Annotated in this window: 13 protein-coding genes and 1 pseudogene; 4 read left to right on the top strand and 10 right to left on the bottom strand. The window is 56.1% G+C overall.

Annotated elements, in window-relative coordinates; all coding sequences use genetic code 11:
* Positions 1-269: 269 nt before the first annotated feature.
* The 6 genes and pseudogenes from nrfG to nrfA form a co-directional block, all read right to left on the bottom strand.
* The gene (gene nrfG / locus OGX84_RS01705) at positions 270-971 is read right to left on the bottom strand and encodes a heme lyase NrfEFG subunit NrfG (protein WP_502873611.1); all 702 of its coding nucleotides are present in this window, start codon (positions 969-971) and stop codon (positions 270-272) included.
* Positions 972-3183 (bottom strand): annotated as a pseudogene (nrfF, locus tag OGX84_RS01700) (heme lyase NrfEFG subunit NrfF).
* Between the two features lie 18 nt (positions 3184-3201).
* Entirely contained in the window at positions 3202-4158 is a 957-nt protein-coding gene (gene nrfD / locus OGX84_RS01695) for a cytochrome c nitrite reductase subunit NrfD (protein ID WP_286457304.1), read from the bottom strand.
* The gene (gene nrfC, locus OGX84_RS01690; RefSeq protein WP_012134582.1) at positions 4155-4826 is read right to left on the bottom strand and encodes a cytochrome c nitrite reductase Fe-S protein; all 672 of its coding nucleotides are present in this window, start codon (positions 4824-4826) and stop codon (positions 4155-4157) included. Before nrfC ends, nrfD begins: the two co-directional genes overlap by 4 nt.
* The gene (nrfB, locus tag OGX84_RS01685) at positions 4823-5389 is read right to left on the bottom strand and encodes a cytochrome c nitrite reductase pentaheme subunit (protein WP_024130827.1); all 567 of its coding nucleotides are present in this window, start codon (positions 5387-5389) and stop codon (positions 4823-4825) included. Before nrfB ends, nrfC begins: the two co-directional genes overlap by 4 nt.
* Before the next feature lie 112 nt (positions 5390-5501).
* On the bottom strand, positions 5502-6938 hold the full coding sequence (gene nrfA / locus OGX84_RS01680; RefSeq protein ID WP_012134584.1) for an ammonia-forming nitrite reductase cytochrome c552 subunit: 1437 nt from the start codon (positions 6936-6938) through the stop codon (positions 5502-5504).
* Between the two features lie 435 nt (positions 6939-7373).
* Between nrfA and acs the strand changes: the two genes are divergently transcribed.
* The 3 genes from acs (at position 7374) to actP (ending at position 11429) form a co-directional block, all read left to right on the top strand.
* Positions 7374-9332 (top strand): acetate--CoA ligase, encoded by a 1959-nt coding sequence (gene acs, locus OGX84_RS01675; RefSeq protein ID WP_012134587.1) that lies wholly within the window; start codon positions 7374-7376, stop codon positions 9330-9332.
* 136 nt (positions 9333-9468) lie between these two features.
* The gene (locus OGX84_RS01670; RefSeq protein WP_024130828.1) at positions 9469-9783 is read left to right on the top strand and encodes a DUF485 domain-containing protein; all 315 of its coding nucleotides are present in this window, start codon (positions 9469-9471) and stop codon (positions 9781-9783) included.
* A complete protein-coding gene (gene actP, locus OGX84_RS01665; protein WP_012134589.1) occupies positions 9780-11429 on the top strand; it encodes a cation/acetate symporter ActP in 1650 nt (549 codons plus the stop codon). Before OGX84_RS01670 ends, actP begins: the two co-directional genes overlap by 4 nt.
* Before the next feature lie 39 nt (positions 11430-11468).
* Here actP and OGX84_RS01660 read toward each other — a convergent pair whose 3' ends face one another.
* Both OGX84_RS01660 and OGX84_RS01655 read right to left on the bottom strand, forming a co-directional pair.
* Positions 11469-12158: an LrgB family protein gene (locus OGX84_RS01660; RefSeq protein WP_012134590.1), complete on the bottom strand. Its 690-nt coding sequence runs from the start codon at positions 12156-12158 to the stop codon at positions 11469-11471.
* Positions 12151-12561: a CidA/LrgA family protein gene (locus OGX84_RS01655; protein ID WP_012134591.1), complete on the bottom strand. Its 411-nt coding sequence runs from the start codon at positions 12559-12561 to the stop codon at positions 12151-12153. The genes OGX84_RS01660 and OGX84_RS01655 overlap by 8 nt, the downstream gene beginning before the upstream one ends.
* Before the next feature lie 103 nt (positions 12562-12664).
* Here OGX84_RS01655 and OGX84_RS01650 point away from each other — a divergent pair, with 103 nt between their 5' ends.
* Positions 12665-13552: a LysR family transcriptional regulator gene (locus tag OGX84_RS01650; protein ID WP_012134592.1), complete on the top strand. Its 888-nt coding sequence runs from the start codon at positions 12665-12667 to the stop codon at positions 13550-13552.
* A 122-nt stretch (positions 13553-13674) separates the two neighbouring features.
* Here OGX84_RS01650 and OGX84_RS01645 read toward each other — a convergent pair whose 3' ends face one another.
* Together OGX84_RS01645 and OGX84_RS01640 are read right to left on the bottom strand one after the other, a co-directional pair.
* A complete protein-coding gene (locus OGX84_RS01645; RefSeq protein WP_071257216.1) occupies positions 13675-14169 on the bottom strand; it encodes an REP-associated tyrosine transposase in 495 nt (164 codons plus the stop codon).
* A 156-nt stretch (positions 14170-14325) separates the two neighbouring features.
* Complete coding sequence (locus OGX84_RS01640) at positions 14326-15972, bottom strand: Na+/H+ antiporter (protein WP_049011571.1); 1647 nt, start codon at positions 15970-15972, stop codon at positions 14326-14328.
* Positions 15973-15981: the final 9 nt, after the last annotated feature.

Below are 15981 nucleotides of genomic sequence, written 5' to 3'. Positions count from 1 at the left end.
TTGTGTTGCGTTCGTTTGTGGAGTTTTTTAACGCGCATAATCAGTACCATTTGCATGGCATACTGCGCAACCCTTTCAGAACAGGGCATCTAACTGATTTTATGCATAATAACGCGAGTTTATCGCGATCATCATGAATAACTATTTGTTATGGAAAGATTTTTATTTCCTCAAAAACGAATAATACCTTTCTGGAATTATTTTAACGCCACCGTTCATTCGCTTACTTTTTAAACAGCAAAAACGACACAAATCACAAAAAAACAAAATTATTTCTGACGATTCTGCAACAACTTCGCCATATTAATAGCGTCAATGAGTTGCACGCGATTAACCCTTGGCGAGTTCAAATCCAGTAATTTTTGCCAGAATGCGATGGCCTGCACATAATCAGCCTGCATAAACGCATCAGCGGCCAGCAGCATTAACGCGGTGACTTCCGAAGCATCAAGCGCCAGCGCTTTATCGATCATTTCACGCGTTTCCGGCGTCATATGCTGCCCGGACTGGTAATAGCGCACCGTCGCCAGCGCCGAATAGAGCTCCGCGTTCTCTCCCCGCAGGCGCAGCGCCTGCTGATACGCCAGCAGAGCATTGTCATAGGCATTACGCCAGAGGTAGTACTCGCCCAGCGTCGCCCACTGCGCGCTGTCCTGCGGGTTTGCGCGAATCGCCGCCTGCAACGTCAGCAACTGCTTTTCCGCCGTCGGTTCATCGGTAAACGCCCGCAGCGGATCGGCCAGACGCTGCTGCTCCTGGCGAACGGCCTGCCATTTTGACGACGCCAGATAGCCGCCGACGCAAGCCATCACCATGACGATTGCAACGGCCAGCAGCGCTTTCACCGGCAGCAGGCGCGACGGCGCGTCCGAAGCCACAGGCTCCGCCAAATTATGATGCAATTCCTGTTGTAGCTGCGCCTGGTGCTGGCTGTGACGCAGCAGCAGTACGCTCACCTGATGCAGACTCATTCACTCCCCCTCCTCTTTACGCTGACGCGCTATCACTCGCCACAGCGCCACGCCCACCAGCAGCAACAGCAGGAAAGGCAGCGCCCACAGCAGCAACGTTTGCCCGGTTAGCACCGGGTTGTAGAGGACAAACTCACCGTAGCGTTCGGTCATCCAGGCGGTGATTTCCTCTTCGCTTTTACCTTCCGCCACCATGGTATAGACCTGATGGCGCATACTGACCGCTACCGGCGCGTTGGATTCCAGCAAGTTTTGATTCTGGCACTGCGGGCAGCGTAGCTGGCTGGCAATAAATAGTGATTTTTCCTGCTGTTGCGCGTTTTCAAAGCGCCAGGTGTCCACAACCTGGGCATGTGTTGCGAAGGTGATGAAAAACAAAATGATAGCCAAGAGTAAACCTATTCTGCCGGATGGCGCTGCGCTTATCTGGCCTACAATGTGTTGCGCACCCCGTACGCCGCCATCCGGCAACGCGTTGATTAATTTACTCATCACGCTTCCTCCCACGCCAGCCGCTGAGCGCCGCGCCTGCAATCATCAACAGCCCTCCGCCCCAGATCCAGCGCACGCCGGTCTGGACATACAGACGCATGGCATAGCGATCCTGCCCGGTTTTTTCGCCCATCACCGCATACCAGTCATGCAGCAGATTCCAGCGAATCCCCGGCTCCATCATCTGCTGACGGCGCGCCGCGTAAAAACGCCGCTCTGGCGTGACGTGCCCAATGTGCCGTTTATCCTGCTCAATGGCGATCTGCGCTTTCTCGGTGGTGTAATTGCCTTTCGCCTCCAGATCGAGACGTTCAAAACGAAACGTGTAGCCTGCCAGTTCCACCTGCTCTCCGGGGCGCAGATTAAGGCTGATCTCGTGCCGACTGCCGCTGGAGAAAATAATCCCGGCGGCGATAATCAGTACGCCGATGTGCGCCAGCAGCGCCGGAAGCTGGCGACGCACAGACACTTTCCGGCTTCTGATTGTCGCCAGTACGATAACTAACAGCATCAGTAGCCCAAACGGCAGCGTGGCGCGATTAAAATAGGGCGCGCCGACGGAGAGTCGCCCCCAGCCGAACAGGCCGTAAATCATCGGATAGAGCGTCCCGATAAGCACAATCAGCAGCACGGCGCTAAAAAGCAGCAGCGCGGCCAGAATCATCATCTCACGCGACCAACTGCCAAAACGCGCATTCTGGCGGACTTGCTGGCCTCGCCACGCGTACAACCCGAGCGACGCCAGGCTCAGGAGCGTAAACAGCGCGAACAGCGGCACCGCACGCACGTTGTCCAGCGCAAAGGCATGGACAGAGACCAGAATGCCGGAGCGCACAATCAGCGTGCCCAGCAGGGATAAAATCAGCGTCAGAATCGCCAGCAGCAAAGACCAGTGGCGGAAGATGCCGCGCTGGCGGGAAACGAACAGGCTGTGCAGTAGCGCGCTGGCGGAAAGCCAGGGTAATAAAGAAGCGTTTTCCACCGGGTCCCAGAACCACCAGCCGCCCCAGCCCAGTTCGCAGTACGCCCACCACGACCCGAGAATGATGCCCAGCGTCAGCGCGCACCAGCCGGGGAGCGCCCAGCGCCAGCAGACCCAGGCGGTGGCCGCGCTAAAGCCGCCGCGCAGCAATGACGCCAGCGCAACGCCCGCTGCGACCATCAGGCCGCCATAGCCCAGATAAAGCAGCGGTGGATGGAGAATCAGCCCCAGGTGTTGCAGCATCGGATTGAGATCTCGCCCCTCAATCGCGGGCGGAAAGATACGCACAAACGGGTCCGACCAGACCACGACAAACAGCAGCAGCAGGGCGGTCATCATCGACAGAATACAGAGCGTTAGCGGAAAGAGCGCATCGCGCTCGCCTTTGCAACGCCAGGCGAACAGCGCGCTCCAGCCGGAAAGGAACAGCACCCACAACAGCAGCGATCCTTCATGACCGCCCCACACCGCCGCCAGTTTTAATCCCCACGGCAGCAGGCTGTAGCTATGCTGTGCAACGTAGACAACCGAAAAATCGCTGGTAAGAAAGCAGAAAACCAGAATAGCGAACGCCAGTAATAACAGCGCGAATTGCGCCAGGACGCCGATTATCGCCAGACGTCTGATGCCCTGCCAGCGCTGGCGCAACCCCACCAGCGTGGCAAGTGGGGTCAACACGTTGACCCCAAGACTCAGTAATAATGCCAGAAAACCGGCTTCAGGAAGGAATACGTCCAGAGATCACCCTGCCTAAGCTCACGCGACCGTTAGCTGTCCCGCATAAAGAATGAAAAAGCGCAGCAGCAGGACACCGGTCAGGCTGGCGCCGCATACCGCCAGCACGCCGTGAAACGTCGAACCGCGATTCGCCCACGGCTTCAGCAGCATTGGCACAATCAGCCCCAGCCCCGCGACGCCAAGCCAGAACCACCATGTCCAGAATCCGCCGCCCAGCGCCGCAGTCAGCGCGCGCATTTTACCGTCATCGCCCAACGCCAGCCCAACGAAGAACGCCGCCAGCAGGAAGATTTCCAGCCAGACGACCGGCGTTTCCATGCGATGCACAAAATGCGCTTCAGTGCTGTGCGGATTGCTGCGATGACGCAAGGCCATCGCAATCAGCGCCACCGCTGCCCCGGAAGAGATCCCCGAGAACAGGAACAGCACCGGCAGGATCGGGTTATTAAGGAACGGATAGGACTTCAGCGCCGACAACAGGAAGCCGGTATACGCCCCCAGCAGTACCGCCAGCACCAGCATTACCGTCTCAAGCAGGCGATGGAACGGCGTCAGCAGCATCAACGCTTTTTGCACCATCCCCAGACGCGGCAACCAGCGCTGTTGCAGGGCAAGCACCTCTTTTTCAAAGATTTTCGCCAGCCACAGAACCAGCACCACCATATAGAGCTGGAACAGCATGACGCCCATCGACATCACCGACGTGAAGCTGTAGTGGAACATCAGTTTCCAGAAGGTCCACGGGCGCGTCAGGTGAAAGATCAGGATCAGCAGGCCAAGAATAATTGCCCCCGGCCCCACCACCAGCGTCGTACGCAGCAGCGTGCTGTCTGCCCCGCCCGCTTCCGGGTGAATGCGGCGCAGCAAAATAGCCAGCGTCACTAACCCGGCAGAAATACCAATCAGAAACAGATAGATGGCGATGGGCCAGTCCCACACCAGCGATTCAAAATGGAAAGCAGAAGCGTGCGTCATTGGCTCACCTCCCCAAATTTAAAGGGAACGCGGTAGACCTTCGGTTTCGTACCCAGCGCCAGCTTGTAGCGGTAGGTGGTTTTCTGCCGCAGCAGACGAGAGATATCGCTGTTGGGATCGTCCAGGTTGCCAAACGTCAGCGCCTTTGTCGGGCAGGACTCGACGCAGGCGGGCAACTTACCCGCTTTCAGGTTGGTTTTCCGGCAGAAATCGCACTTATCCGCCGTCTTGCTGACCGGATGGATAAAGCGTACGCGATAAGGACACGCCGCAATGCAATACTGGCAGCCGACGCACAGATCCGGGTTCACATCGACGATACCGCTGGCGGCATCGCGGAATGAGGCCCCGGTCGGGCAAACATCGACGCAGGGCGCATGATCGCAGTGCTGGCACGAATGACGGAAGAATTGATACTTCACGTCAGGAAACGTCCCCTGCGGCTCGCTGCGGATAATCGTCAGACGCGACACGCCCTCCGGCACCTGGTTCACTTCCCGACAGGCATCCATGCAGGCGGTACAGCCGATGCATAATGACTCATCATGCACCATGCCGTAACGCACGCCGTTGATATTCAACGTTTTCGCCACCACGCGTCCTGCTGTTCCGCTGACCGCCACCAGCGCGCCGACGCGGGTGATAAACTGGCGACGAGAGCAACTCATGGATGCTCCTTAAGCAAGGGAACGGACGCCGGGTTAAAGTGCGGATTAGTGCGCTGATCGCTGTGGCAATCGACGCAAATTTTAATCCGTCCTTTCTCATTGAGCGTCTGCATCGTGTCTTGCTGTGGATGCAGCGAGTGACAGCTGGCGCACGCCACTTTGGTCACATGGACATCATGCGGCCAGAACGCTTTTTGCAGCTGCTCAGGCAGGTGGCAGGACATACAGACGCTGTTCTGCTGCTCTACCGTATACATCGGGTCGTTAAAGCGCATCACATCTTTCACCCCTTCGCGGTGTTTAGGCGATGGCTGACCGTGACAGTTGGTGCACGTAACCGGCAGCTTGTTGTTCGGGTTAACGACAGAAGCGTGCTTACCGTGCATACCCTCGGTATCCGGCTTGTGGCAATCCAGACAAGCAGCATCTGGATTACGCTGCTGGGTGACCGTCCAGCGTTGCTCTGAGTCCTGCGGCGTTGGGGTAGCGGTTATCCCACACAGGCTCCAGAACAGACCTGACGCCAGCACCCCAGCAGTTAATAACGAACGTAATACGCTCATATTCACTCCGTTGCATAATGCCTGATGGCGCTACGCTTATCAGGCCTACAAGACTTCCGTAGGCCGGATAAAGCGCTTGCGCTGCCATCCGGCAAATTTGTCACATGTGAGGTTATTGGCTTAACAGACCGTTTTTACGCGCCTGATCTTCCCATTGCGGAATCACCGTCTTGATGAAGTCCTGCTTCTCGGCGTTGATTTGCTGCATGTTCAAACCAATCGCTTTCTGGGCTTTCTCTTTGGTGGAGATATCCGGCAGCGGGATTTCATGAGTGATGCCTTTACTGCCCAGCAGACGCACCAGTTTGGTACGGGCATCCGCCGCTTTATCCATCGCGCCGCCCAGCATACGCAGACCTTCATCCGGGGCATGCATATGGATGCCGTGCGAGGCAATCGCCAGATCCCAGCGCCACTGCGCATGACGGATATCGTCCAGAATCGGTTTCATTTCCGCTTCTGTCGCGCCCGCATCCCACGCCGCTTTCGCTTCGAAATGCGCGTGTACTAACTGATCTTCAACCTTGATTTTCAGGTCATGAATCGCCTGTTTACGCTCAGCAACCACTTTTTGCAGGGAGGCTTTATCCTGGGTGTGGCAGTTGGCGCAGGTCTGGGCGAAGTTATCAAACGGGTTGCCAATCTTATGGTCGGTGTAGAGTTTGCCTTCGGCGTTCTGCACTTTCGGCATGTGACAATCAATACAGGTCACGTTGTTCTTGCCGTGAATGCCCACGCTCCAGGTTTCATATTCCGGGTGCTGCGCTTTCAGCATTGGCGTTTTCGACAGCGGGTTTGTCCAGTCAGAGAAGGCGATGGCGTCGTAATATTTCTCCATATCCTCGACTTTTGTTCCCTCATCCCACGGGAATTTGACGGCTTTGTTTTTACCGTCAAAGTAGTACTCCACATGGCACTGCCCGCACACCATAGATTGCTGGTCAAAACGGCTGGCTTTATCAAACGGTTTGCCGATGGTTTCCATCGCGCGCTCGGCATAAGGACGGGAGAGCGTTAACGCCGGTTTGCCTTTGGCGAAATCGTCTGAGGCGGTGTTATGGCAGTCGGCGCAGCCCAGGGCATTGACGATTTCCGGGCCGCCGCGCGCCCATTTACCGTGGAAGTAGCCGTCTTCGCCATCTTTCTGGATCAGACGCGCCACATCCGGGCTTTTACAGCTCCAGCAGGCCATCGGCAATGGGCCATCTTCGGCATTTTTCGGTGCGCCGGTACGCAGGGTTTCACGCACATCGGTAACCGCATAAGCGTGCCCGCGCGGCTTATTGTAGTCACGCGAGAAGGGGTATCCCGCCCACAGGATCACCAGACGCGGGTCTTCTGCCAGCGCATCTTCACGCGTTGACTGTTCTGACGTCGCTTTCCATGAGAGATATTGATCGGGATGCTGAGGGGCGAAGGTTTCATTCTTCGCTTCAACGGTGACGGTCTTTGCGGGAACGGACGTTTGTTCAGCGTATACAGAGGAAATAAAAAAAAACGGTAATATCAGGCTGAAGAAACGGCGTGCGCGTAATATTGTCCTTGCCATAGAGGTCTCATCCAGATTGCGCCATTGCCTTCAATGGCGGTTCTTTATTTTGTTTTTCCACAACAGCAACCGCACGAATACTGTCATGACATTGCTCCCCTCTATGTGTAACAAAAAACCACATTAAAAATGTTGTTTTTAATCAATTGTAAGTGCATGTAAAATACCACTTTAGAGTTATGCCACCCTCCTTAAACCTACTCCTTTCGTTAGCATTCGACGCGGATCACTTTTTCAACAACTCGCCTGTAACTGCATGTTATCGCGGGTATTAATCCATTTTTGCGAGATTCCTTCAAAAATCACTTTGCCGTTTATTTGCACAGTTCCGTTATTGCGTGATCTGCCGCGCAAATACTAAACAAAACTGCCAAAGCCCCTACATTTAACTTTTGTGAGACATATTATTAACATCTTACAAGGAGAACAAAAGCCATGAGCCAAATACATAAACACGCTATTCCCGCAAACATTGCGGATCGTTGCCTGATAAACCCGGAGCAGTATGAGGCGAAATATCAACAATCTATTAACGAGCCAGATACCTTTTGGGGTGAACAGGGAAAGATTCTCGACTGGATTACACCGTATAAAAAAGTGAAGAACACCTCCTTTGCGCCCGGCAACGTGTCGATTAAATGGTATGAGGATGGCACGCTGAACCTGGCGGCAAACTGCCTTGACCGCCATCTGCAAGAAAACGGCGACCGTACCGCCATCATCTGGGAAGGCGATGACGCCACCCAGAGCAAACACATTTCATATCGCGAATTGCATCGCGATGTTTGTCGTTTCGCCAATACGCTGCTGGAGCTGGGCATTAAGAAAGGCGACGTCGTGGCTATTTATATGCCGATGGTGCCGGAAGCGGCGGTGGCGATGCTGGCCTGCGCGCGCATTGGCGCGGTGCATTCGGTGATCTTCGGCGGCTTCTCGCCGGAAGCGGTTGCCGGGCGAATCATCGACTCCAGCTCACGTCTGGTGATCACCGCCGATGAAGGCGTGCGTGCCGGACGCGGCATCCCGCTGAAAAAGAACGTCGATGATGCGCTGAAAAACCCGAATGTGAACAGCGTTGAACATGTGGTGGTTTTAAAACGTACTGGCGGGAAGGTCGACTGGCATGAAGGCCGCGATCTGTGGTGGAGCGACGTGATTGAGAAATCCAGCGCTGACCATCAGCCGGAAGAGATGAATGCGGAAGACCCGCTGTTTATCCTCTACACCTCCGGTTCAACCGGCAAGCCAAAAGGCGTGCTGCATACCACCGGCGGCTATCTGGTCTATGCCGCCACCACCTTTAAGTATGTCTTTGACTATCACCCGGACGATATCTACTGGTGCACCGCAGACGTAGGTTGGGTGACCGGGCACAGCTACCTGCTGTATGGGCCGCTGGCCTGCGGCGCAACCACCCTGATGTTTGAAGGCGTGCCAAACTGGCCGACGCCAGCGCGGATGGCGCAGGTGGTGGATAAGCACCAGGTTACTATTCTCTACACCGCCCCAACCGCTATTCGCGCTCTGATGGCGGAAGGCGATAAGGCGATTGAAGGCACCGATCGCTCTTCGCTGCGCATCCTCGGTTCCGTCGGCGAACCGATCAACCCGGAAGCGTGGGAATGGTACTGGAAGAAGATCGGTAACGAAAAATGCCCGGTAGTGGACACCTGGTGGCAGACCGAAACCGGTGGATTCATGATCACGCCGCTGCCTGGCGCGACTGAACTGAAAGCCGGTTCCGCCACGCGTCCGTTCTTTGGCGTGCAGCCCGCGCTGGTGGATAACGAAGGCCACCCGCAGGAAGGGGCGACCGAAGGCAATCTGGTGATTACCGACTCCTGGCCGGGTCAGGCGCGTACCCTGTTTGGCGATCACGAGCGTTTTGAGCAGACCTACTTCTCTACCTTCAAAAACATGTATTTCAGCGGCGACGGCGCGCGTCGTGATGAAGATGGTTACTACTGGATCACCGGGCGCGTCGATGACGTACTGAACGTTTCCGGCCATCGTCTGGGCACGGCGGAGATTGAATCCGCGCTGGTGTCGCATCCGAAGATTGCTGAAGCCGCGGTGGTCGGTATTCCGCACAACATCAAAGGCCAGGCCATCTACGCCTATGTCACGCTGAATCACGGCGAAGATCCGTCGCCGGAGCTGTATACCGAAGTACGCAACTGGGTACGTAAAGAAATTGGCCCGCTGGCAACACCGGACGTGCTGCACTGGACAGACTCACTGCCGAAAACGCGTTCCGGCAAAATCATGCGCCGTATTTTGCGCAAAATCGCAGCGGGCGATACCAGCAATCTGGGCGATACCTCAACCCTCGCCGATCCTGGCGTGGTCGAGAAACTGCTCGAAGAGAAGCAGGCCATCGCAATGCCTTCATAACCCTAACCGTGAAATGCCCGATGGCGCGCTGCTTATCGGGCCTACAGGTTCAACATCGCTTGTAGGCCGGATAAGGCTTCAGCCGCCATCCGGCAAAATCAAAAAATCCCCCTACCTTATCTCTGGAGACTCTGTGATGAATGACAATATTTATCAACGGATAGAAGACAGTGCGCGTTTCAGGGAGTTAGTCGAAAAACGGCAACGGTTTGCCACCATCCTGTCGGTCATCATGCTGGCGGTTTATATCAGCTTTATTCTACTGATTGCCTTCGCGCCGGGCTGGCTGGGCACTCCGCTACACGCCGGCACCAATGTCACCCGGGGTATTCCAATTGGGGTGGGCGTCATTCTGATCTCCTTCATCCTGACCGGTATTTACATCTGGCGGGCGAATGGTGAATTCGACCGTCTTAACAACGCCGTACTGCACGAGGTTAAAGCATCATGAAGAGAGTCCTGACGGCGCTTGCCGCCACACTACCCTTCGCTGCAAACGCAGCGGATGCCATTAGCGGTGCAGTAGAACGCCAGCCAACCAACTGGCAGGCAATCGTCATGTTCCTGATTTTCGTGGTGTTTACGCTCGGTATCACCTACTGGGCCTCTAAACGCGTCCGTTCACGCAGCGACTATTACACGGCAGGCGGGAATATTACCGGCTTCCAGAATGGGCTGGCGATCGCCGGCGACTATATGTCCGCCGCGTCGTTCCTCGGGATTTCCGCTCTGGTGTTCACCTCCGGTTATGACGGGCTGATCTATTCACTCGGCTTCCTGGTGGGCTGGCCTATCATTCTGTTCCTGATCGCCGAGCGCTTGCGTAACCTGGGTCGCTATACCTTTGCTGACGTCGCCTCTTACCGACTGAAACAGGGGCCGATCCGCATTCTGTCTGCCTGTGGTTCGCTGGTGGTTGTGGCGCTTTACCTCATCGCCCAGATGGTGGGGGCAGGTAAACTGATCGAGCTGTTGTTCGGTCTGAACTACCACATTGCGGTGGTGCTGGTGGGCGTTCTGATGATGATGTACGTCCTGTTCGGCGGCATGCTGGCAACGACATGGGTACAGATTATCAAAGCCGTACTGCTGCTGTTCGGCGCCAGCTTTATGGCGTTCATGGTGATGAAGCACGTCGGCTTTAGCTTCAACAACCTGTTCACCGAAGCGATGGCGGTACACCCGAAAGGTTCAGCCATTATGAGCCCGGGTGGTCTGGTCAACGACCCGATCTCCGCGCTGTCATTAGGCCTGGGGCTGATGTTCGGTACGGCAGGCTTACCGCACATTCTGATGCGTTTCTTTACCGTCAGCGATGCCCGCGAAGCGCGTAAAAGCGTGTTCTACGCCACTGGCTTTATGGGTTATTTCTACATCCTGACCTTTATTATCGGCTTCGGCGCGATCATGCTGGTCGGCGCGAACCCGGAGTATAAAGATGCCGCAGGCGCGTTAATCGGCGGCAACAACATGGCGGCGGTTCATCTGGCGAACGCGGTAGGCGGCAACCTGTTCCTCGGCTTTATCTCTGCGGTGGCCTTCGCAACGATCCTGGCGGTCGTGGCCGGTCTGACGCTGGCAGGCGCATCGGCGGTATCTCACGACCTGTACGCGAACGTGTTTCGTAAAGGCGCGACCGAACGCGAAGAATTGCGGGTGTCGAAAATTACCGTACTGGTGCTGGGCGTGATCGCCATCATTCTGGGCGTGCTGTTTGAAAACCAGAATATCGCCTTCATGGTCGGCCTGGCGTTTGCCATCGCGGCGAGCTGCAACTTCCCAATCATCCTGCTCTCCATGTACTGGTCGAAGCTGACCACGCGCGGCGCGATGATGGGCGGCTGGTTAGGCCTGGTGACGGCTGTCGTGCTGATGGTTCTCGGCCCAACGATTTGGGTGCAAATCCTCGGCCACGAAAAAGCCATCTTCCCGTATGAGTATCCGGCGCTGTTCTCCATCAGCGTTGCCTTTATTGGGATCTGGTTCTTCTCCGCTACCGATAATTCTGCGGAAGGTAATCGCGAACGTGAGCAGTTCCGCGCCCAGTTCATCCGTTCCCAGACCGGGTACGGCGTTGAGCAAGGCCGCGCGCATTAATTCAGCGCACTCCTCCGGCCTACGGGTCGGAGGACAACATCAGAACATCACTTTTGCGACCAGCGGCGCCGCCAGCACCATCATCACACCGGACAGCATCATCACCAGACTGGCGACGACGCCCTCCTGCTGACCCAGTTCATACGAACGCGCCGTACCTGCCCCATGTGATGCCGCGCCAAACCCGGCGCCTTTCGCCATCCCTTCACGAATAGACAGGCGCAAAAACAGCGCATCGCCAACCGCCATCCCGAACACGCCAGTCACCACCACAAAGAGCGCCACTAAATCCGGCTGACCGCCCAGCGGCTCTGCCGCCGCCAGCGCAAATGGCGTGGTGACGGAACGCACGGCCAGGCTGCGCTGAATCTCATCCGGCAGCGTAAACAGGCGCGCCAGCCAGACGGAACTGGTGACCGCCACCACGGTTGCCGTTACCACGCCCGCCGTCAGCGACATCCAGTGGCGTTTAATGATGGCGAGATTATCGTAAACCGGAACGGCAAACGCGATGGTCGCCGGGCCTAACAACCACAGCAGCCAGTGCGATTCACCAATGTAGTTCTGCCAGGAGATATGGCCAAACACCAGTATCAATACCAACAGCGCGGGCGTGAGCACCAGCGGCATCAACGGCAGCTTACGAAAGCGACGGTACAGCCGCTTATTGACGAAATAGATCCCCAGCGTGATGACCAGGCACAGTACGCTTAGCTGAAAATTACTCACGGTTTACCCTGCTCATCTCATAGCGGTACACGTTATCCACCACCCATGCGGTTGCGCCAAGCACCATCAGCGTGCTGATCGCAATCACGGCGAAGATGCGCCAGCCGTCCATCAACAGCAGTTGCGCATAGTTAACGACCGCTACTACGGCGGGGACAAAGAACAACAGCATCTCCGCCAACAGCCAGCGTGCGCCCGCACGAACCCAGTTAAGCGGGATCACCCGACAGACAATCAGCGCCAGCATCAGCGCCATCCCAACCAGATTGGCGGGAAGCGGCAGATGCAGCCATGAAACAAGATATTGAGCAAAAACAAATAAACCTGCATACAGCAGTACCTGAACCGGTATCTGGAGTCGTTGCATAACAGCAGGCGTAACGCGGCTTATCGCCACAGCCATGAGGGAATGTCCTGAAAAATAAAACGGAACGCCAGTATAGAGAGCGCCCGTCCGCTACTGAAATGAATTAAACTCATTGCAGGCATAGTCTTAAGGAATAATCATGGATATCAGAACGCTGCGTTATTTTGTCGAGGTGGTGCGCCAGCAGAGTTTCACCCGCGCAGCGGAGAAGTTATTTGTCACTCAGCCCACCATCAGCAAGATGCTGAAGAATCTGGAAGATGAGCTTAATTGCACGCTGCTGATCCGCGATGGGCGACGTCTGCTGCTGACGGATACCGGGCGCGTGGTGTTCGAGCGCGGCCTGGCGATCCTCGCTGAATTTCGCCAGCTGGAAGCGGAGCTGGGCGATATTAACCATCTCAATAAAGGGCTGCTGCGGCTTGGCATCCCGCCGATGGTCGGCATGTTGATGGCCGGGCCGATTAGCCTGTTTCGCCAGCGTTATCCGGGTGTGGAACTGAAGATTGCAGAATTTGGCGGTTTGACGGTACAGCAGGCGGTAATGAACGGCGAGCTGGATGTGGCGATGACCGCGCTGCCGGTGGAGGAAGAGAGCGGACTGACGACCTTGCCGCTGTTCAGCCACCCGCTATGCGTGCTGGTGCCGCGTTCCGGTAAGTGGATGGCGTGCGAGTCGATTTCCCCCGAAGCGCTGGCGGAGCATCCTCTGCTTATCTACAACGAAGATTTTGCGTTGAATCGCCAGTTGATGCGGCTTTTTAAGCAGCATGATGTGAAGCCGCGTATTGCGGTACGCAGCGGTCAGTGGGATTTCCTGGCCGCTATGGTGCAGGCCGGCGTCGGAATTGCGATTTTGCCGGAGCCGATTTGCCAACGGCTGGATAAACAAACCCTGCGTTGGCTCCCGCTGGAGAGTGATTTACGCTGGCAGTTGGGCATGATCTGGCGCGAAGGCGTTTATTTGTCCCACAGCGCCAGAGCGTGGTTGACGTGTTGTGAAGGGTTTTGGTTAACGCAGGAATAACGCCTCGCTCGCCGGATGGCGGCGCAAGCGCCTTATCCGGCCTACGGGAGTGCATTTTGTAGGCCCGCCACCGGGCAATTTCCACCCCTGTAGGCCCGGTAAGCAAAGCGCCACCGGGCAATTTAATCACCGCGTTCACCAACATTAAGCCCGGTAATCTCTCCCGCCCAATCCGCAGGGTATATCCCGTGGCGAACATCGCGATGAAATGTTGAAAAGGGCCAATCCTTTACCTGTTTAACCCAGGCATGTTTAACCGGATTGATATAACTATAATCAACATGCTGGCGATAATCGTATTCATCCCGAATCGTGTGTTCCCAGAATCGAGGTTGCCAGACCTGACGCAAACCCAGCGATTTAGAGAAATGTTTTTTAATTTCGCGCCAGCGAGAGGAGAAATCGTGCTCGTTTTCAGGGAGGGTCCATACACAATGCATATGTTCGGGTAATACAACCCAGGCGTTGATATGAAAAGGTTTACGCCGTTTAACGCTGGCGATGGCATGACGAAGCGCATGAATATGGGACGTAAGAAGACCGCTTTTACGATCCTGAAGATTAACGGTGAAAAACCACGTTCCACCATTAATGTAATAACGACGATAGTTGGACATGTTGGCTCCTTTTCTCCGAGCGTAGAGGGAAAAGGAGAAAGCCAGCAATGAGCAGAGGTAAATTCAGGAAAACGGCTCGCAAAATTGTTGCGCCGCCAGGCAATTTCCGCCCCCTGTAGGCCCGGTAAGCGAAGCGCCACCGGGCGATACGGGTGCTTACTGATTTTCGATCAACAATGCTTCCAGCAAATCCAGGTCATGCAGCAGTTTTTGCAGGGTTTCGTTACTGATCTCACGCGTCGCGCGCAGGTGGTACAACTCTGCACGTTCCGAGCGTAGCGCCGCCAGGCGGAAGCGCCGTTCAAGGTTCTCTTCCTGCATTGAGCTTTCCACATCGTTACGCCCATCGGCGCGGCGACGCAGGTTACCAATCACACGGGAGCTGACCTCGGTGAGCAACTGGTTATCGATGTTCTCTTCGGTATCCGCCGCCAGACGCTCTTCCATCTTCTGAATCGCGACAATCGCCACTTCCGCCGTGGCGGCGCGGGCGATTCGCTCCTCTTTCTGCTGCTGTGAGTGATCGCCCACTTCCAGATGTTGCAGCAGAATCGGCAGCATCACGACCCCCACAAACAGCGAGAACAAAATCACGCCCGCCGCAAGGAATACCAGCTCATAGCGCGCCGGGAAGCCGTTACCATCCGGCAACAATAGCGGGATAGAGAGCACACCGGCCAGCGTAATCGCCCCGCGAACCCCCGCAAAGGAGGCGATGAGGATTTCACGCATCGTCCAGGCGCCAAACTCCATCGGCTTTTTCTTCAGGAAGCGATTACTGAAGTTCTTCATCGTCCACAGCCAGCCAAAGCGCACCAGCATCAGCGCGGCATAAATCAGCACGATATCGGTGAACAGCATCCAGGTTTCAACGTTGGGATCGGCTTCCGCCGCCACCAGCGACGACTCCAGAATCCCTGGCAGTTGCAGACCCAACAGCAGAAAGACCATGCCGTTAAAGACAAACTCCAGCATCGCCCAGGTGCTGTTGGCGCGCAGACGCATCGCCAGCGGCGCGCGACGCATAACGCCGGAGCGGGTGATGGTCATCCCGGCCGCCACAGCGGCAAGAATGCCGGATACGCCGATATGTTCCGCAATCAGGTAGGAGGCGAACGGCAGCAGGAACAGCAAGACGATTTGCGTCGCTGGCTCATCCCCGCCCCAACGGCTCAGGAAACGCAGGGAGCGACCGTATAACCAACTGACGACAAAGCCCGCCAGAATACCGCCCACTGCGACTTTGAAGAACTCCACCGTCGCCCCGCCGACGGTAAACACCATCGTCCCCATCGCCACAGCGACGGCAAATTTCAACGACACCAGGCCGGACGCGTCGTTCATCAACGCCTCGCCTTGCAGGATGCCCATAATTTTCTTCGGAATGCGCCCCTCGCCGACAATGCCGGAAAGCGCAACCGCATCGGTCGGCGACAGTACGGCAGCCAGCGCGAAGGCCGGTATCAGCGGAATACCCGGCACCAGCCAGTAAATCATAAAGCCAATTCCGACCACCGTGACCAGCACCAGCGCCAGCGCCAGACCGAAAATCTCTCGCCCATGTTCGAGAAACTCCCGGGTCGGCGTTTTCCAGCCGTCTGCGAACAACAGCGGCGGAATAAACAGCACCAGGAACAGTTCAGGGTCAAATTCCACATGCAAACCAAACGTCGGCCATGCCAGCAGCGCGCCAATGGCGATTTGCATGAGGGGTAAAGGAAGCTGGAAGGGCAATACACGAGTAAATACCCCCGACAGCGAGACCACAAGGGTCATGATGAGTATTGTGAAGAAGATTTCCATGCGTTCCCT

Origin of the sequence: Citrobacter sp. CK202, from assembly GCF_030333225.1 — a bacterium.
Lineage (GTDB): Bacteria > Pseudomonadota > Gammaproteobacteria > Enterobacterales > Enterobacteriaceae > Citrobacter_B > Citrobacter_B koseri.
The sequence above is the reverse complement of the archived record's forward strand: the minus strand, read 5'-3'. Positions and strand labels throughout refer to the sequence as shown.